Below are 18,863 nucleotides of genomic sequence, written 5' to 3' on the forward strand. Positions count from 1 at the left end.
CGCGGCCAGCGACGATTTCTGCCAACCGGTGTAAGCAGGACTAACAACATGTACAAGCGATACCCGTCGGTGCAGTCCATGAGCGCGTTCATCCACGCGGCGCGCAGCGGCAGCTTTTCCAGCGCCGCGCGCAAGCTCGACCTGACCCACAGCGCAATCAGCCAGCAGATCCGTGCGCTGGAAGAATTCATCGGCCAGCCGCTGTTCGTGCGCGAAGGCGGCGGCAGCAACCTGACCGACGCCGGGCAGTTGTTTGCCAGCGTGCTGTCGGATGGTCTGGCGCAGATAGACCGGGCGTTGTCCTCGGTGAAAAACCGCAGCGTGGCCCAGCGTCTGACCCTGGATGTCGACAGCGAACTGGCCCAGAGCTGGCTCAATCCGCGCCTGCCGCAGCTGCTCGACGGTTTGCCGGATTACGAAGTGACGATCCTGTCGATGCCGCGCAGTGATCGCAGCACGTTCGAACGGGTGGACCTGTCGCTGCGCTATGGCTACGGCGATTGGGATGATTGCGAGATGACGCAGATCTGCGGGGATCGGGTGTTGGCGGTGGCGTCACCGGCATTGCTGGAGCGGTATGGTTTACAGGTTCCGTTGAGCCCGGCGCAGATTCTTGAGTTGCCGCTGTTGGGGTATACGCGCAGGTCGTGGATTCCGTGGCTGGATGCGGCCGGGATGACACCGAGCGAACCGCCGGCGCGGGTGGTTTTCGATAATGCGGCGAATCTGATTGCGGCTGCGGAGGCTGGCGTTGGCGCCGGGCTGGTGCGTGGGTTATTGGCTGCCGATGCGTTGCGCAACGGGCGGCTGGTGGCGTTGAACGAGGCGCAGATTGCGGCGCATTACAACCTGTATGCGGTGTGGCCCCATGGGCAGGCCGAGCGGGTGGCGCCTGTTGTTGAAGTGATCAAGCAGTTGGCCCGGCAAACACAAACCTGATGCTATCGCCGGCAAGCCCATATCGAACAAGTATCACCACCCCACCCAATTAATATTGTACGAACCCTCCCCCGCCTTCCAATACTCGCCTCAAGCAACCACCCACCCGGGCCGGATGCGAACAGGCGAGGGAATGCGCGAGTGCTGCGCATAGAAACGGCCGATTGCCCGGGACGTGGATGCTGTGAGCCGCAAGGCTCCCTTCCCCGCTATCAGGAGATCGACTTCAATGATCATCGATATCAGCTGCTATCCCACCGATCTGGTGGACCTCGCCTGGAGGCATGACGGTGACCCGTTCACCGGCGAGCGTCTGCTGGAGATGATGGATGGCCCGTACATGGTCAACGGCAAGCCTCGCCGCATCGACAAAGCCTTCATCCAGCCACCCCAGGGCAACACCATTTACACCTGGACCGACGGCGAACTGTCGGGCCGCGAATCCATCGACGCCTACATGGCCTACACCCTGAAAATGGTCCAGACCTACCCGGACCGTTTCATCGGCTGCTTCGTCTACAACCCGCGCTGCGGCGTGGAAAACGGCGTCGAGGCGATCGAGCGCTACGTCAAGGAACACGGTTTCAAGATGGTGCAGATGCAGGCCAACATGCACGCCTACCGTCCCGACCGTGCGCTGGACTGGGTGCGCCCTGCCTTCGAGAAATGCGCCGAACTGGGCATCCCGGTCAAGTTGCACACCGGCGACGGGCCCTACAGCATCCCGTCGGAATGGGTGCCGATGATCAAGGAATTCCCCAACGTCGATTTCATCATGGCCCACTTCGGCGTGCAGACCGGCGGCGTCTACGTGTTCGAACCGATGCAGTGGGCGATGGAGCTGCCCAACGTCTATTGCGAGTCCGGCTGGTGCCTGCAATCGCGGATCGTCGAGTTCGCCAAGGTCCTGCCGACCCACAAGATCCTGTTCGGCACCGACACACCGCCGAACGAACCGGGCATGTGGCTGCGCCTGCTCGAAGTGCTCTGCCACGAGCCGCCGCAGGGCCTGAACCTCGACGAGGACACCCTCGAGGATTACCTGGGCAACAACACCGCACGGATGATCGGCCTTCAGCCGTCCCCGCCGCCGCGTTCCGTTTCCGAAGCAGAGGCGCAACTCAAGCGCCCCGTCACCACTCAACTGGCCAGGAGCTGAACCGATGATCATCGACACCCATCTGCACCCCACCAACCTGATCGACGAGGCCTGGCGCCACACCGGCGAACCGTTCACCGGCGAGCGCATGCTCAAGCTGATGGACGGCCCGTACATGATCAACGGCAAGCCACGCCGGATCGACATGGGTTTCATCCAGCCGCCACCGGGCAACACCGGTTATCGCGACGGCAACCGCCGTGGCCGCGAGGGCGTGCGCGACTACATGTCCTACGTCGCCGAACTGTGCGTGAAGTACCCGGACCGCTTCATCGGCAACTTCAACTTCAACCCGCGCTGGGGACCGGAAAACGGTGCGGCAGAGCTGGAATTCCACATCAAGGAATACGGCTTCAAGATGCTCAAGCTGCACGCCAACATGCACGGCTATCGCCCGGATCGCGCACTCGACTGGCTGCGCCCGGCAATGAAGGTCTGCGCCAAATACAACATCGTGGTGCTGATCCACACCGGCGACGGCCCGTACACCATTCCGACGATGTTCTACCCGATCATCCGCGAGTTCCCGATGGTCAATTTCATCATCGGTCACTTCGGCATCCAGACCGGTGGCAACTATTCGTTCGAGGCGTTCTGGATGGCGATGGACACGCCGAACGTGTACTGCGAGTCCGGCTGGTGCTTCCAGTCGCGGATCGTCGAGTTCGCCAAGGAACTGCCGCGCAACAAGATCGTGTTCGGCACCGACTCGCCGCCGAACGAACCGGGCATGTGGCTGCGCGAACTGGAAGTGTTGTGCTCGCCGGCGCCGCAGGGCCTGGGGATCGACGAAGATCACCTTGAGGATTACCTGGGCAACAACATCGCCCGGTTGTGCGGGATCGAACCGACCCCGCCACCGAAAGACCTGGCCGAGGCGGACATTCGTCTGACCACGACCTACCTCTAAACCCGTACACAGCGACTTTACAGGCGCGAAGATGACCCGGCGTTCGCTCGACCGGCTGGCCAACGGCTTGTCGATCGAACGCCACCCTCACCCCTGCGCGCCTGCTTTTTACGAGGTGAAACCATGACCCGTTCGACGCTCGGCGACTCTCAGGATTTTCACGTATTCATCGACGCCTATCGCCGCCAGTACCCGGACGATGTGCTGACCATCACCCAACCCCTTTCTGCCGATCAGGACGTCACCGCCCTGGTCGATGCCCTCGCAGCCCAGGGCCGCGATCCACTGCTGATCTGCGAACACGTCGGCAACCTCGGCGTGCCGGTGGCGACCAATCTGTTTGCCTCTCGCCGTCGCATCGCCCGGCTGTTCGGCGTCAGCGCCGCGCAGTTGCACGAAACCTTCCAGACCCGCGCCAACCAGCCGATTCCGCCGCGCTACGTCGAAACCGGCCCGATACTCGACGAAGTCTTTGAAGGCGAAGCGCTGGATCTGGCGCTGCTGCCAATGCTCAAGCATTTCGACAGTGATCGCGGTCCCTACATCACCAACGCAATCATCATCGCCGAAGACCCGCAGACCGGCATCGCCAACATGAGCTACCACCGCTCGATGCGCCACGCCCGCCAGGCCCTGGCCACCAGCCTGCACTCGCGCGGGCACCTGTGGCGGATGTTGCAGACCGCCCGCGAACGCGGTGAAGAATTGCGCGTGGCCATGGTGGTCGGCGCGCACCCGCTGTTCATGCTCGCCGCTGCGGCTCGCTTGCCTTACGGCAGCGACGAACGCGCGGTGGCCGGCGGGCTGTTCGGTGCGCCGCTGGAACTGGTCAAGACCCCGCGCTATGGCATCGGCGTGCCGGCTTACGCCGAGTTCGTGCTCGAAGGCGCGATAGACCCGGCGGCCTATGCCGACGAAGGCCCGTTCGGCGAGTTCAGCGGTTATTCCTCGGATCGCTCGACCAACAACGTGCTGCGCGTCGACACCCTGTTACGGCGCAAGGACGCCTGGCTGGTGGACGTGATGGGCGGGCGCTACGCCGAGCATCTGACCCTGGCACGGCTGCCCCGTGAAGCGGAAATGAGCGAGAAGCTCAAGGCGCGCTTCCCCGCCGTCACCGCCGTGCATTACCCGAATTCCGGCACGCATTTCCATTGCTACGTGGCACTGGACCAGAGCCGCGACGGCGAGGCCCGGCAGATCATGCTGGCCCTGCTCGGCTGGGATCCGTACCTGAAAACCGTGATCGCGGTGGACAGCGACATCGACCTCACCGACGACAGCCAGGTGCTGTGGGCCCTGGCCACGCACTTCCAGCCGCATCTCGACATCTTCACCATCGACGGTTTGCCCGGCAGCCCGCTGGACCCGTCGTCTTCGGTCAACGGCACCACCTCGCGCATGGGCCTCGATGCCACGCGCGGCTCGGGGTTCGACGGGATCAAGGCGCAGCTCGATCAGGACGTGCTCGAACGGGCCCGGCAACTGCTTGAAGGTCTGCCATCGTGAACCGCCAGCGGATGGTGGTCGGCATCAGCGGCGCGTCCGGGTTCATCTACGGCGTGCGCCTGCTGGAGTTGCTGGCCGAGCTGAACATCGAAAGCCACCTGATCATCAGCCGCGCCGCGCTGCTGACCATGGCCCACGAAACCGACTACAAACTGGCGGACGTCACCGCCCTCGCCAGCCACTACCACCGCGCCGATGACGTCGCCGCCGGGATCGCCAGCGGTTCGTTCCGTTGCCTGGGCATGGTGGTTGCGCCGTGTTCGATAAGGACGCTGGCGGAGATCGCCACCGGCACCTCATCGGGACTGATCGGCCGCGCCGCCGACGTCACCCTCAAGGAGCGCCGCACTTTGGTGTTGATGGCCCGCGAAACGCCGCTGACCCTCGCCCACCTGCGCAACATGACCGCCGTCACCGAGATGGGCGGGATCATCGCCCCGCCGGTGCCGGCCTTCTACGCCCGCCCGGACAGCCTGGCGCAAATGGTCGACCACAGCCTCGGCCGCGTCCTCGACCTGTTCGGCCTCGATGCCGGCACCGCGCTGCGCTGGGGTGAAACCCCGGCCACCGGCCAAATCCAGCCTCACTCCCCTTCATCGTGCACCGGTCTATCAATACCAAGGAGCCTCACATGAACACCCCCTTCAACGCCCCGACCCCGAACACCAAAATCCCGGTCACCATCCTCACCGGGTTCCTCGGTGCCGGCAAAACTACCCTGCTCAACTACATCCTCAAGGAGAACCATGGCCGTAAGATCGCGGTGATCGAAAACGAATTCGGCGAGGTCGGCATCGACGGCGATCTGGTGCTCAGTTCCGAGACCGAAGAAATCTACGAAATGGTCAACGGCTGCGTCTGCTGCACCGCCGAAGTCCGCGAGGATCTGGTGCGCATCGTCCGCGAACTGGTGGCGCGCCCGGTACGGCTCGACCACATTCTGATCGAGACCAGCGGCCTGGCCGACCCGTACCCGGTGGCCCAAAGCTTTTTCATCAACGACCCGATTGCCGAGGAAGTCGAACTCGACGCCATCGTGACCATGGTCGATGCCAAGCACATCGCCCAGCACCTGGAAGACCTGCAACTGGACGGCGTCGACAATCAGGCAGTGGATCAGATCGTCTGCGCCGACCGCATCGTCATCAACAAGGTCGATCTGGTCAGCGCTGAAGAGGTGGAAACCCTGCGCGGCAAGATCCGTGGATTGAACGCCACGGCGGATCTGGTGACCTCGACCCATGCGCAGATCGACCTGTCGAAAATCCTCGGCATCGGCGCCTTCGAATGCACGCAGAAGCTGATGGAAATCGGCGCCGAACACGACCATCACGCCGAAGAGCATCACCACGACCATGAGGAACCAGATCACGAGCACGACCCGAGCGTGTCCTCGGTGGGCATCGCCGTGGACGGTGCCGTCAACCTGATGGCGTTCCACCGCTGGATCAGCGAGTTGCGCAGTGCTCAGGCCGACAACCTGTACCGCATGAAAGGCGTGCTGGCGGTGGCCAACGAAGACCAGCGCTACGTGCTGCAAGGCGTGCACAGCCTGGTGGAGTTCCGCGCCTCGACCGCGTGGGGCAGCGAGCCGCGCTCGAGCAAGATCGTGTTCATCGGCCGCGACCTGGATCGGACGGCGCTGAACCAGGGCTTCGCCGCCTGCCTGGCCGGCTGAAACCCGGCATCGGAGCCGGTGGATGGCGGTTCCGGGCACACAGAACGAATACCCCTCTGTACCGAATAACAACAGCTAGAGGTGATTCCCCATGTCGTCAGCCAGTTCCTCCTCCACCGTCCACCCCGTCGACCGCGTCTTGCCGGTGCGACAGATGCTCACCCTCGGCCTGCAGCACATGGCCGTCTCGTACATCGGCGCCATCGCCGTGCCGTTGATTGTCGCCAGTGCCCTGAAAATGTCCCACGCCGACACGGTGGTGCTGATCAGCACCACGCTGTTCTGCTCCGGGATCGCCACTCTGTTGCAGACCGTCGGTTTCTGGAAGTTCGGCGTGCGCCTGCCGATTCTGCAAGGTGTGGCGTTCAGCAGTGTCGGACCGGTGATCGCCATCGGCAGCAACCCGGAGGTGGGATTCGCCGGGGTCTGCGGGGCGGTGATCGGTGCGGGGATTTTCACCCTGCTGATGGCGCCGTTCGTGGGCCGCTTGCGACGATTTTTCCCACCGGTGGTGACCGGTTGCATCGTCACGGTGATCGGTCTGCAGCTGTTTCCGATTGCCTATGAGTGGGTCGGTGGCGGGCGCAACGCGAGCAACTTCGGCGCCCCGGCGTTTCTCGCCGTGGCGGTGCTGGTGCTGCTGACGATTCTGCTGGTCAACCGTTATGGCAGCCCGTTGCTGCGCAACATGGCGGTGCTGGTGGGAATGCTGGTGGGCGCCGGTCTGGCTTACGGTCTGGGCATGGGCAACTTTCACAGCGTCGAGGACGCGCCGTGGCTGACCGTGCCCTACCCGTTCTATTTCGGTTTGCCGACCTTCAGCCTGATTCCCATCGCCACCATGGTCGTCGTGATGATCGTGCAGATGGTCGAGTCCATGGGGCTGTTCGTGGCCATCGGCGACATCGTCGACAAACCGGTGGACGACAAACAGGTGATCAACGGCCTGCGCGCCAATGGCCTGGCCAGCACCATCGCCGGGATGTTCGCCGCCTTCCCGTTCATTGCCTTCATGGAAAACGTCGGGCTGGTGATCCTGACCGGCGTGCGCAGCCGCTGGGTGGTGGCGATCAGCGGTCTGCTGATGTGCTCGATTGCCTTGGTGCCGAAGGCCGGGGCGATCATCGCCTCGATGCCGACCGCCGCGCTGGGCGGTGCCGGCATCGCCATGTTCGGCGTGGTCGCGGCGGCCGGGATCCAGACCCTGGCCAAGGTCGACTACGAGCGCAACCGCTACAACGTGCTGATCGTCGGTTTCACCATCGCCGCCGCCCTGGTGCCTGTGCTCGCCCCGACCCTGTTCAAACAACTGCCCGAGTGGTCACAGCCGTTCCTGCACAGCAGCGTGGTCATCGCCTGCCTGGTGTCGGTGCTGCTCAACGCGGCGCTCAACGGCGTCAGCGTGCCAGAAACCACACCCGGCAAATCCGCCTCGCACATCCTCTGACTGGAGCTGCCCATGACTCGACTTCAAAACATCCTGATCAAAAATCCCGTCGCGGTGATGACCGGCCTGCGCGGCCCCCGGGCCCGGGCCGGCGCCGTGGACATCCGCGTGGTCAACGGCCGCATCGCCGAAATGGCCGCCAACCTTGAGCCGCAACCCGGTGAGCGAGTGATCGACGCGCGCAACTCGGTAGTCTATCCGGGCTGGATCAACACCCACCATCACCTGTTCCAGAACCTGCTCAAAGCCGTGCCCGAAGGCTTGAATCAGGATCTGCAAGGCTGGCTGGCCAGCGTGCCTTACCCGCGCCTGAACCGCTTCACCCCGCAACTGGCACGGATCGCCGCGCGGCTGGGGATGGTCGAGTTGCTGCTGTCCGGCGTCACCACCTGCGCCGATCATCACTACCTCTATCACGCTCACGGCAGCACCGAGACCGGCGACTTGCTGTTCGACCTCGCCGAGGAATTCGGTCTGCGCTTCGTGCTGTGCCGTGGCGGTGCGCTGGAGTCGGCGAGCGCGCATCCGGGCTTCTCGAAAACCGCGCTGCAACCGGAATCCCTGGAACAAATGGTCGGCGATCTCGAACGGCTGAAATCGCGCTACCACCAGGACACTCCGGATGCACTGCGGCGGGTGGTGGTGGCACCGACCACACCGACCTTCTCGCTGCCACCGACGCTGCTGCGTGAACTGGCGCACACCGCCCGAGGCATGGGATTGCGCCTGCATACGCACCTGTCGGAAACCGAGAATTACGTGAATTTCTGCCGCGACAAGTACAACTGCCTGCCGGTGGAGTTCGTCGCCGAACACGAATGGCTCGGCCCGGACGTCTGGTTCGCCCACGCCGTGCACCTGCAACCGGGGGAAATCCGCATGCTCGCCCAGACCGGCACCGGCGTCTCCCACTGCCCGGTCAGCAACGCCCGGCTGGGCAGCGGCGTTGCGCCGATCCCGCAAATGTACGAGGCCGGCGTGCCGATCTCCCTCGGTGTCGACGGCGTCGCTTCCAACGAATCCGGAAGCATGGTCGGCGAAGCCAACACTGCGTGGCTGATCCACCGCGCCGAACAAGGCGCCTCGGCCACCACCGCCGAAGACGTCATCCACTGGGGCACCGCCGGCGGCGCACAAGTGCTCGGCCTCGGCGCGGTCGGCACGCTGGAAGTCGGCCAGGCAGCGGATCTGGTGATCTACAGCCTCGACCATCCAAGGTTCTACGGCTTCCACGACAGCGCCGTCGCACCGGTCGTCGCGGGTGAGCCGATTGCCGTGAAATACAGCCTGGTGGGCGGGCGGATCGTGGTCGATGACGGGGTGATTCCGGGGCTGGATATCGAGCGGATGCGGGCCGAGGCCTGGGAGGGAGTGCAGGCGATGATGAAGGTCGACGATTGATGCATCTCCGGTGGGAGCGGCGGTGCGACGATTCGTCTCGTCGGCTCCCACCGGCGGCATTAGCGCCTTCCCGTTTTGTCGACTAACGTTAGTACCTCATCGGATTGAGCCCCTGCCAGCTACACCGGGCTCTTGATCAAGGAGAGACTGATGACATCCAACCGCCTCATCGAACAGACCTATCGCACCTGGTCCAGCCCCATCCTGCTGGAGCTGAAAAAGCGCGAACACCAGATGGCGCCGGCCGAGCGTCAGGCGCTTGAAAATGTAATGGTGGAAAGACGATTGCTGGACGTTGGCAACCCGAATGGCGTTGAACGGCGTAAAGGCGCGGCGAGTAAAACCGACAATCCCGGGTAATCACTTCACCCGTCCGGATTCACGCTCAGCCCCAGTTTCAATAGCTCTTTGCGCAGGATCGAGGGCTTCAGAACCGCCAATCCAGCCTGCCATTCCATCGGCAGCAAACGACTCAACTTCTGCTGGCTGACCTCGGGTTCGGCCAGCAAACAACTTTCGCGCTGGCTGATGCTGATGACGTTCAGCAACCAGTCATCGCCCTGCCCGCCCATCCAGCGGCAAATCTCGCTGCGATGCTTCTCGATCAATACATCGGCGTCCCACACGGTCATCTGCGCAAAAGCCTCGGGCAACCGGCTCTCGGGTTTCATGCGTTTGAGGTCGGCGGCCAACGCAGCAGACATGTCTGATTCGATGGTGGCCTGACATTCGAGGAAGTACTGCTCGGGCCAGTCCGCCGTGAGTTTCCCGTGTGGCGCGAGTTCGGCATAGGCCTCGATATCCGCCGCCGTGGTCATCTGCCCGGTGAAATTCAGTGTGTTGTCCAGAATCGCCGTGGCCAACAGCGCGGCGCTTTGTTCGCTGATCCTTGGCAGCAGGCCTGCGGCTTTCCAGCGCTGTAAAACCTGGGTCGCCGCTGCGCCGATCGGGCGGATATCGGCGGCAGATCCGAGCTTTTGCGCCCAGTGGTTTTCGAACCCCGGATGATGGTCGATGACTTCCACTACCCGGTCGAGTGCGACCATCGGGTCGAAGTGGTGGTAATCGGAAACGTCGACCAGCACGAACTCATCGTCGGAGGTCGGACGGTAATCGTCCATAACAGCGCCCCAGCCGAGCACTGTCTTCGAAACACTGGCATTGGGTTTTGCGCTACTGACGGCGCGGGCGGGAATGCCTTGCAGGTTGAGCAGTTCGGCGTAGGCGATGCTGCAGCCGTAGGCGTCGATGTCCAGATACGCCGAGCCTGAGGTGATGACTTTGATGGGCGACATTGCGCGTCCCTGACTTCCTTTTCCGGGGCGGCAACGTCGCACGAACAGATGACAGTTTGAAGTCAGGCGGCCCGTTGTCCTCCCGCCACCGCTGCCGAAGCCGCCAGCATCGCCCGCAACAACACCGCACAGCCCGCCGCCAGATCGTCCGGCGATGCGTTTTCGATTTCGTTGTGGCTGATGCCGCCCTCGCACGGCACGAAGATCATCCCGGCCGGGCCGAGTTCGGCGAGGAAGATTGCGTCGTGACCGGCGCCGCTGACGATGTCCATGTGCGACAGGCCCAGACCTTTGGCAGCGCCACGCACGGCTTCGACACAGCCTTTTTCGAAGTACAGCGGCGGGAAGTCGGCGGTCGGGGTCAACTCGTAGGTCAGGCCGTGTTCTTCGCAGGTGGTTTCGATGACTTGCCTGACCTCGGCAATCATCGAGTCGAGACGTGCCGGTTCCAGATGCCGGAAGTCGAGGGTCATGCGCACTTCGCCGGGAATGACGTTGCGCGACCCCGGATAGGCTTGCAGGCAACCGACCGTGCCGCAGGCGTGGGGTTGATGGCCGAGGGCGGCTCGGTTGACTGCGCCGACGATCACCGAGGCGCCCACCAATGCATCCTTGCGCAGGTGCATCGGGGTCGGGCCGGCGTGGGCTTCGACGCCGCGCAGTTTCAGGTCGAACCACTTCTGCCCCAGCGCGCCAAGCACCACACCGATGGTTTTCTGTTCGTCTTCCAGGATCGGCCCTTGCTCGATGTGCGCCTCGAAATAGGCGCCGACCTTGTGCCCGCTGACTTTGCGCGGCCCGGCGTAGCCGATGGCGTTCAGCGCTTCGCCAACGGTTACGCCGTCGGCATCGACCTTGGCCAGGGTTTCTTCGAGGGTGAATTTTTCCGCGAACACGCCAGAGCCCATCATGCACGGGGCGAAGCGCGAGCCTTCTTCGTTGGTCCAGACCACCACTTCCAGCGGCGCCTCGGTTTCCACGCCCAGGTCGTTGAGGGTGCGCAACACTTCAACGCCGGCAAGCACGCCGAAGCAACCGTCGAACTTGCCGCCGGTGGGCTGGGTGTCGATGTGGCTGCCGGTCATCACAGGGGGCAGGTTCGGATTGCGCCCGGGGCGGCGGGCGAAGATGTTGCCGACTTCATCGACCGAGACGCTGCAACCGGCGTCCTTGCACCACTGCACAAAAATATCGCGGGCCTGGCGATCGAGGTCGGTCAGGGCCAGGCGACAGACCCCGCCCTTGACCGTGGCGCCGAGTTTGGCCAGTTCCATGAGCGACGCCCACAAGCGGTCGCGGTTGATGTGCTGATGGGTCGATTGCAGAACGTCTACGGCTGCGTTCATGGGGATCTCCTCAGGCAGTTCTTATGGGAATTACAACGGCGATTTGACGATGACCGGGCTGGTCCGCATCGCGCACAACCCGTAATAGATCAACCCGCCCAGCGCCGAGCCGGTGAACCAGCCGTAGCTGTAGAACCAGCTGAACGCACTGCTGCCCAGCGACAGCAGGGTCAGCACCACCGGCACGCCGAACGCGATGAACCCGGACCAGTTCCACGCCGGGTACACGTCATCGCGGTACAGGCCGGCCAGGTCCAGTTGCTGTTTCTTGATCAGGAAATAGTCCACCACCATGATCCCGGCAATCGGCCCGAGCAGGCTGGAATAGCCCAGCAGCCAGTTCGAATACACGGTTTCCAGGCTGAGGTCGGAGACGATCCAGCCAAGCTTTTTCAGCAACTCATGGCCCATCAAGGCCAGGCCGACGAGCCCGGTGAGGATCACCGCTTTGGTACGGTTGATGACCTTGGGCGCGATGTTCTGGAAGTCGTTGGTCGGCGAAACGATGTTGGCGGCGGTGTTGGTCGACAGCGTGGCGATGATGATCAGCGCCATGGCTACCGCGACCCACACCGGGCTCTGGATATGGCCGATCAAAGTCACCGGATCGGAGACGCTGACGCCCACCAGTTTCACCGACGCGGCGGTCATCACCACGCCCAGTGCGGCGAACAGGAACATGGTCAGCGGCAGACCGAAAATCTGCCCGAGGATCTGATCCTTCTGGCTGCGGGCATAACGGCTGAAGTCGGGAATGTTCAGCGACAAGGTGGCCCAGAAGCCGACCATCGCCGTCAGCCCGGCAGCGAAGTAGCTGACCACGCTCGCGCCTTCGGGACGCTTCGGCGGAATCGCCAGCAGTTCGGTCATCGACACATTCGGCATGGCCCATACCAGCAGCCCAATGCCGACCGCCACCAGCAGCGGCGCCGACAGGGTTTCCAGCCATTTGATCGACTCGGCGCCACGGATCACCACCCACAGGTTCAGCGTCCAGAAGATCATGAAACCGATCACTTCCCCCGTGCCGCCGAGGGATTTCCAGCCCTCGAAGATCGAACCGAGAAACAGGTGGATCGCCAGACCGCCGAACATGGTCTGGATGCCGAACCAGCCGCAGGCCACCAGCGCGCGAATCAGGCACGGCACGTTGGAGCCGAGAATCCCGAACGAAGAGCGCAGCAGCACCGGAAACGGAATGCCGTATTTGGTGCCGGGAAACGCATTCAGCGTCAGCGGGATGAGGACGATGATGTTCGCGAACAGAATCGCCAGCAGCGCCTCGCCGACGGTCAAACCGAAATACGCGGTGAGCACGCCGCCCAGGGTGTAGGTCGGCACGCAGATCGACATGCCGACCCACAGCGCGGTGATGTGCCATTTGTTCCAGGTTCGTTCGCGCACCTTGGTCGGTGCCATGTCGTGGTTGTAACGGGGACTGTCGAGGACGTCGCTGCCGGCTTCGAGTTCGAACAAGCCGTCGCGCTCGGTCACTTGCGATCTGTTCTGTTGCATGGCCGCTCCACTGTTTCTTCTGATTATTTTTTGCTCATCAGGCGGCTGCACTCGCGGGTGCGAGCCGGACGATGGCCGGAGGAACTGACAACCTTCATGCACCGGCCATGGTGTCAGCGGCGGCATCAATAAACGTGCCGGGTGCCCCGCTTGCGCATCGGGCCGTGCTTTTCATTTCTTGTAACCAACTGATGTTTATCAGTTTTAATTATTCACCTTATGAGCCCGCGAACACTTGACTGAACACTCAGGCTAAATGCCAGGCAAGTTGTCCGAACTGTCAGGACTCAATCTGGTGCACTGCACTTTTTTTCATCATGGACGCTCAGCCGCAGCTCAACCTCAAGCGGCTGATTTCACATAGGAAATCTTGCTCATATTTCCAACCTGTCAAGTGCGTCAAAATGGTGAAGCGCCTCACCATTTTGGTGATTTATGATTTTTATCGTTATTTATCAGCTAGTTAAAACAGTAATAAGCTTATAAAAAATAATCTTGATCAATTGCAGAACTGCGACTAGCGTCTATTCCTGACAGCGCTGACAAGATTACGCATTGGCGCTGCAAACAATAAAACACTAGAACCGGCACAAGTCGGTCATGCCTGCGAGGAACTCGGAATGTCTCTGTTGATCCGTGGCGCCACCGTTGTTACCCATGATGAAAGTTACCGCGCCGATGTCTATTGCGCTGACGGCGTGATCAAAGCCATTGGTGAAAATCTGGATATTCCCGCCGGCGCCGAAGTGCTCGACGGCAGCGGCCAATACCTGATGCCCGGCGGCATCGATCCGCACACCCACATGCAACTCCCGTTCATGGGCACCGTGGCCAGCGAAGACTTCTACAGCGGCACCGCCGCAGGCTTGGCCGGCGGCACCACGTCGATCATCGATTTCGTGATTCCCAATCCGCAGCAGTCGCTGCTCGAAGCCTTTCACCAGTGGCGCGGCTGGGCGGAGAAGTCGGCGTCGGACTATGGCTTCCACGTCGCGATCACCTGGTGGAGCGAGCAGGTCCGCGAGGAAATGGCCGAGCTGGTCAGTCATCACGGGATCAACAGTTTCAAGCATTTCATGGCCTACAAGAACGCGATCATGGCCGCCGACGACACGCTGGTGGCGAGCTTCGAGCGCTGCCTGGAACTCGGCGCGGTACCGACCGTGCACGCGGAAAACGGCGAACTGGTCTATCACCTGCAGCGCAAGTTGATGGCCCAGGGCATCACCGGGCCGGAAGCGCATCCGCTGTCGCGGCCCTCGCAGGTCGAAGGCGAAGCGGCGAGCCGGGCGATCCGCATTGCCGAAACCATCGGCACGCCGCTGTACCTGGTGCACGTCTCGACCAAGGAAGCCCTCGACGAAATCACCTACGCCCGCAGCAAGGGCCAACCGGTCTACGGCGAAGTGCTGGCCGGGCATCTGCTGCTGGACGACAGCGTCTATCAACACCCGGACTGGCAGACCGCTGCCGGCTACGTGATGAGCCCGCCGTTCCGCCCGCGCGGGCATCAAGAGGCACTGTGGCATGGGCTGCAGAGCGGCAATCTGCACACCACCGCCACCGACCATTGCTGCTTCTGCGCCGAGCAGAAAGCCGCCGGCCGCGACGACTTCAGCAAGATCCCCAACGGCACTGCCGGCATTGAAGACCGCATGGCGGTGTTGTGGGATGAAGGGGTGAACTCGGGACGTTTGTCGATGCAGGACTTCGTCGCCCTCACCTCCACCCACACCGCCAAGATCTTCAACCTCTACCCGCGCAAAGGCGCGATCCGCGTCGGCGCCGATGCCGACCTGGTGCTGTGGGACCCGCAAGGTACCCGCACCATCTCCGCCAAGACCCACCATCAGCAGGTGGACTTCAACATCTTCGAAGGCAAGACCGTGCGCGGTGTGCCGAGCCATACCGTCAGCCAGGGGAAAGTGGTCTGGGCCGACGGCGACCTGCGCGCCGAGCGCGGGGCGGGCCGGTATATCGAACGGCCGGCGTATCCGGCGGTGTTTGATTTGCTGAGCAAGCGGGCTGAGATGCACAGGCCGGTTGCGGTTAAACGCTGAAACCCAGGCCTTCGGCCATCGCTAGCAGGCTAGCTCCCACAGGTGTACGCATTCCAAATGTGGGAGCCAGCCTGCTGGCGATGAGGCCAGTTCAGACACCACAAAAAACCACTGCCCGACAGAGGCAGAAAACCTCAAATAACCGTGAGGCAAAAAACCGTGATCGAAACCCTGAACCATCTCCCGCACCCGCACGAAAGTGCGGCCGCCCTCGCCGGCCACTTCACCGATCTGGCGCCGCCGTTCAACGACCGTCAGGCGCATCTGGAAGCCTCGCGCTGCCTGTATTGCTACGACGCGCCGTGCGTGAATGCGTGCCCGAGCGAGATCGACATCCCGTCGTTCATCCGCAACATCCATCAGGACAACGTGCCGGGCGCCGCGCAGAAAATCCTCTCGGCGAACATCCTCGGCGGCAGTTGCGCGCGGGTGTGTCCGACCGAAATCCTCTGCCAGCAAGCCTGCGTGCGCAACAACGCCCACGAATGCGCGCCGGTGCTGATCGGCCTGCTGCAACGCTATGCCGTGGACAACGCGCATTTCACCGAGCATCCGTTCCAGCGCGCCACCGCCACCGGCAAACGCATTGCCGTGGTCGGTGCCGGCCCCGCAGGTTTGTCCTGCGCCCACCGCAGCGCCATGCACGGGCATGACGTGGTGATTTTCGAAGCGCGGGAGAAGGCTGGCGGGCTCAACGAATACGGAATCGCCAAATACAAACTGGTCGACGACTACGCGCAGAAGGAACTGGATTTCCTCCTGCAAATCGGCGGCATCGAAATCCGCCACGGGCAGAAACTCGGTGAGAACCTGACACTCAGCGAACTGCACCAGCAATTCGACGCGGTGTTCCTCGGCCTCGGTCTCAACGCCAGCAAACAACTCGGTCTGGCCCACGAAGATGCGCCCGGCCTGCTCGCCGCCACCGACTACATCCGCGAACTGCGCCAGGCCGATGACCTGTCGCAACTGCCGCTGGCCGAACACTGCATTGTCCTCGGCGCCGGCAACACCGCCATCGACATGGCCGTGCAAATGGCCCGCCTCGGCGCTCGCGACGTCAATCTGGTGTATCGCCGTGGCGCGGCAGACATGGGCGCCACCGGTCACGAGCAGGACATCGCCAAGGCCAATCAGGTGCGGCTGCTGACCTGGGCGCAGCCGGACGAAGTGCTGCTCGACGCTCAGGGCAAGGTGCGCGGCATGCGCTTCGCCCGCACGCATCTGGTGGAAGGTCGCCTGCAAACCACGGGCGAGACCTTCGAGCTGGCGGCCGATGCGATCTTCAAAGCCATCGGCCAGGCCTTCGATGGCAGCGCCCTCGCCGACCCGCTGGCCCGTGAGCTGAAGCGTCAGGGCGAACGGATTCAGGTCGATGAAAACCTGCGCACCAGCATCCCCGGCGTGTATGCCGGCGGCGACTGCACCAGCCTCGATCAGGACCTGACCGTGCAAGCGGTGCAACACGGCAAGCGCGCCGCCGAGGCGATCAACGCTCAACTGATGCTCAACGTGGAGGCTGCGTAAATGGCCGATCTCTCGATTGTCTTCGCCGGCATCAAAGCCCCCAACCCGTTCTGGCTGGCCTCCGCGCCGCCGACCGACAAGGCCTACAACGTGGTGCGCGCCTTCGAGGCCGGCTGGGGCGGCGTGGTCTGGAAAACCCTGGGTGAAGACCCGGCGGCGGTCAACGTGTCCTCACGCTACTCGGCGCATTACGGCAACAACCGCGAAGTGCTGGGCATCAACAACATCGAACTGATCACCGACCGCTCGCTGGAGATCAACCTGCGGGAAATCACCCAGGTGAAAAAGGACTGGCCGGACCGCGCACTGATCGTGTCGCTGATGGTGCCGTGCGTCGAGGAGTCGTGGAAACACATCCTGCCGCTGGTGGAAGCCACCGGCGCCGACGGCATCGAGCTGAATTTCGGCTGCCCCCACGGCATGCCCGAACGTGGCATGGGCGCGGCGGTCGGTCAGGTGCCAGAGTATGTCGAGCAGGTCACGCGCTGGTGCAAGACCTATTGCTCGTTGCCGGTGATCGTCAAACTGACGCCGAACATCACCGACATCCGCGTCGCCGCCCGCGCCGCGCACCGGGGTGGCGCTGATGCGGTGTCGCTGATCAACACCATCAACTCGATCACCAGCGTCGATCTGGAACACATGGTCGCCCTGCCCACCGTCGGCAGCAAAAGCACCCACGGCGGTTATTGCGGCTCGGCGGTCAAGCCGATCGCGCTGAACATGGTCGCGGAAATCGCCCGTGATCCGCAGACCCAGGGCCTGCCGATCTGCGGCATTGGCGGCATCGGCAGTTGGCGTGATGCGGCGGAGTTCATGGCGCTGGGCAGCGGCGCGGTGCAGGTGTGCACGGCGGCGATGCTGCATGGCTTCCGGATTGTCGAAGAAATGAAGGACGGCTTGTCGCGGTGGATGGACAGTCAGGGTTACGCCAGCATCGCCGAGTTTTCCGGTCGGGCGGTGGGCAACACCACGGACTGGAAGTACCTGGACATCAACTATCAGGTGATTGCGAAGATCGACCAGGAAGCGTGCATCGGTTGCGGGCGTTGCCACATCGCCTGCGAGGACACTTCACACCAGGCGATCAGCAGCCTGAAACAGGCCGATGGCACGCACAAATATGAAGTGATCGATGATGAGTGTGTAGGGTGCAATCTGTGCCAGATCACCTGCCCGGTGGCGGACTGCATCGAGATGGTGCCGATGGAAACGGGCAAGCCGTTTCTGGACTGGAATCATGATCCGAGGAATCCGTATCACGTCAGTGCCTGAATGATCGTTCCCACGCTGAAAGATCGTTCCCACGCTCCGCGTGGGAACGATCAGTTACGGTTCTAATCCGATCCCCCGCAAAATCACACTCGTCACCGTCTGCACCGCCCGCTCGAACTGCATGTCCGACAACGGCTGATGCTCATTCAAAATATTCACCTGATGATCGAAGTCCGCATAGTGCTGCGTCGACGCCCAGATCATATAGAGCAGGCTCGAAGGCTCCACCGGCAGAATCCGTTTGTCCTCCACCCACTGACGGATCTTCGCTTCTTTCATCTTCGCCCAATCGTACAGGCTCACATCCAGCGCCTCACCCAGGGTCGGTGCGCCGTGGATGATTTCGTTGGCCCAGACTTTCGAGCCGTAGGGCCGGCTGCGCGAGTGGTTCATCTTGGCGCGGATGTAGCTGCTGAGCACCACGCGCGGATCGTCGAACATCTCGAAGCACAGCGCGTCCTGTTTCCATACTTCCAGCAGGTCGAACAGCACGGCGCTGTACAGCTCGCTCTTGGTTGAGAAGTAGTAATGCAGATTGGAGCGCGGCAGCTGCACTTCGGCGGCGATGTCGGCCATGGCGGTGCCGCCGAAGCCTTTTTCGGCGAAGACTTTTTCCGCCGCCAGCAGGATCTTGTCGACGTTGGTGCGGCGGATTTCGATCTTGTGATTGCCCATGAGGGCTCCCTGAAGACAACGTTGTTGAAGACTAGCATCCGCTCTGGGCAAGGGGCGACAGGCGAGAACGATTCTTCACACACTTGGGCTTTTTTCTGGTTTAGGATCGCCCCCCTTCTCCCTGTCA

At 62.6% G+C, this 18,863-nt stretch carries 16 protein-coding genes; 12 read left to right on the top strand and 4 right to left on the bottom strand.

All coding sequences use genetic code 11. The features are described from left to right. Positions 1-48 precede the first annotated feature (48 nt). The 9 genes from AC07NR_RS21505 to AC07NR_RS21545 all read left to right on the top strand — a co-directional run bounded on the left by AC07NR_RS21505 (position 49) and on the right by AC07NR_RS21545 (position 9,403). On the top strand, positions 49-939 hold the full coding sequence (locus tag AC07NR_RS21505; protein WP_495079414.1) for a LysR substrate-binding domain-containing protein: 891 nt from the start codon (positions 49-51) through the stop codon (positions 937-939). 229 nt (positions 940-1,168) lie between these two features. Then, the gene (locus tag AC07NR_RS21510; protein ID WP_011334798.1) at positions 1,169-2,098 is read left to right on the top strand and encodes an amidohydrolase family protein; all 930 of its coding nucleotides are present in this window, start codon (positions 1,169-1,171) and stop codon (positions 2,096-2,098) included. Between the two features lie 4 nt (positions 2,099-2,102). Continuing rightward, positions 2,103-3,008 (top strand): amidohydrolase family protein, encoded by a 906-nt coding sequence (locus tag AC07NR_RS21515; protein ID WP_495079415.1) that lies wholly within the window; start codon positions 2,103-2,105, stop codon positions 3,006-3,008. Between the two features lie 123 nt (positions 3,009-3,131). Then, on the top strand, positions 3,132-4,517 hold the full coding sequence (locus AC07NR_RS21520) for a UbiD family decarboxylase (RefSeq protein WP_495079416.1): 1,386 nt from the start codon (positions 3,132-3,134) through the stop codon (positions 4,515-4,517). Between the two features lie 11 nt (positions 4,518-4,528). Beyond that, complete coding sequence (locus AC07NR_RS21525; protein WP_495079541.1) at positions 4,529-5,152, top strand: UbiX family flavin prenyltransferase; 624 nt, start codon at positions 4,529-4,531, stop codon at positions 5,150-5,152. Continuing rightward, positions 5,149-6,195: a CobW family GTP-binding protein gene (locus AC07NR_RS21530; protein ID WP_495079417.1), complete on the top strand. Its 1,047-nt coding sequence runs from the start codon at positions 5,149-5,151 to the stop codon at positions 6,193-6,195. Before AC07NR_RS21525 ends, AC07NR_RS21530 begins: the two co-directional genes overlap by 4 nt. A 91-nt stretch (positions 6,196-6,286) precedes the next feature. After that, positions 6,287-7,642, top strand: a complete 1,356-nt coding sequence (locus AC07NR_RS21535) for a nucleobase:cation symporter-2 family protein (protein ID WP_248742058.1) — start codon at positions 6,287-6,289, stop codon at positions 7,640-7,642. 12 nt (positions 7,643-7,654) lie between these two features. Then, positions 7,655-9,043 carry an amidohydrolase family protein gene (locus AC07NR_RS21540; protein ID WP_305833813.1) on the top strand — a complete coding sequence of 463 codons (1,389 nt, stop codon included), beginning with the start codon at positions 7,655-7,657 and terminating at the stop codon, positions 9,041-9,043. 150 nt (positions 9,044-9,193) lie between these two features. Continuing rightward, a complete protein-coding gene (locus AC07NR_RS21545; protein WP_305833814.1) occupies positions 9,194-9,403 on the top strand; it encodes a hypothetical protein in 210 nt (69 codons plus the stop codon). Between the two features lie 5 nt (positions 9,404-9,408). On the opposite strand, the gene AC07NR_RS21550 is transcribed toward AC07NR_RS21545, so the two are convergent. From AC07NR_RS21550 to AC07NR_RS21560, 3 genes are all read right to left on the bottom strand, one after another. Beyond that, on the bottom strand, positions 9,409-10,329 hold the full coding sequence (locus AC07NR_RS21550; RefSeq protein ID WP_495079542.1) for a DHH family phosphoesterase: 921 nt from the start codon (positions 10,327-10,329) through the stop codon (positions 9,409-9,411). A gap of 71 nt (positions 10,330-10,400) precedes the next feature. Continuing rightward, positions 10,401-11,684 carry a Zn-dependent hydrolase gene (locus tag AC07NR_RS21555; RefSeq protein WP_495079418.1) on the bottom strand — a complete coding sequence of 428 codons (1,284 nt, stop codon included), beginning with the start codon at positions 11,682-11,684 and terminating at the stop codon, positions 10,401-10,403. Between the two features lie 30 nt (positions 11,685-11,714). Continuing rightward, positions 11,715-13,199: an NCS1 family nucleobase:cation symporter-1 gene (locus tag AC07NR_RS21560; RefSeq protein ID WP_495079419.1), complete on the bottom strand. Its 1,485-nt coding sequence runs from the start codon at positions 13,197-13,199 to the stop codon at positions 11,715-11,717. A gap of 620 nt (positions 13,200-13,819) precedes the next feature. Between AC07NR_RS21560 and hydA the strand changes: the two genes are divergently transcribed. From hydA to preA, 3 genes are all read left to right on the top strand, one after another. Beyond that, entirely contained in the window at positions 13,820-15,259 is a 1,440-nt protein-coding gene (hydA, locus tag AC07NR_RS21565; RefSeq protein WP_495079420.1) for a dihydropyrimidinase, read from the top strand. A gap of 159 nt (positions 15,260-15,418) precedes the next feature. After that, a complete protein-coding gene (locus AC07NR_RS21570) occupies positions 15,419-16,786 on the top strand; it encodes an NAD(P)-dependent oxidoreductase (RefSeq protein ID WP_495079421.1) in 1,368 nt (455 codons plus the stop codon). Further along, complete coding sequence (preA, locus tag AC07NR_RS21575) at positions 16,787-18,061, top strand: NAD-dependent dihydropyrimidine dehydrogenase subunit PreA (protein WP_305833825.1); 1,275 nt, start codon at positions 16,787-16,789, stop codon at positions 18,059-18,061. Positions 18,062-18,115: 54 nt separating this feature from the next. Here the strand turns inward: preA and AC07NR_RS21580 are convergent, their stop codons facing one another. Further along, on the bottom strand, positions 18,116-18,736 hold the full coding sequence (locus tag AC07NR_RS21580) for a TetR/AcrR family transcriptional regulator (RefSeq protein WP_007952885.1): 621 nt from the start codon (positions 18,734-18,736) through the stop codon (positions 18,116-18,118). Positions 18,737-18,863: the final 127 nt, after the last annotated feature.

The sequence above is a fragment of the Pseudomonas sp. GW821-FHT09C09 genome (assembly GCF_059418105.1).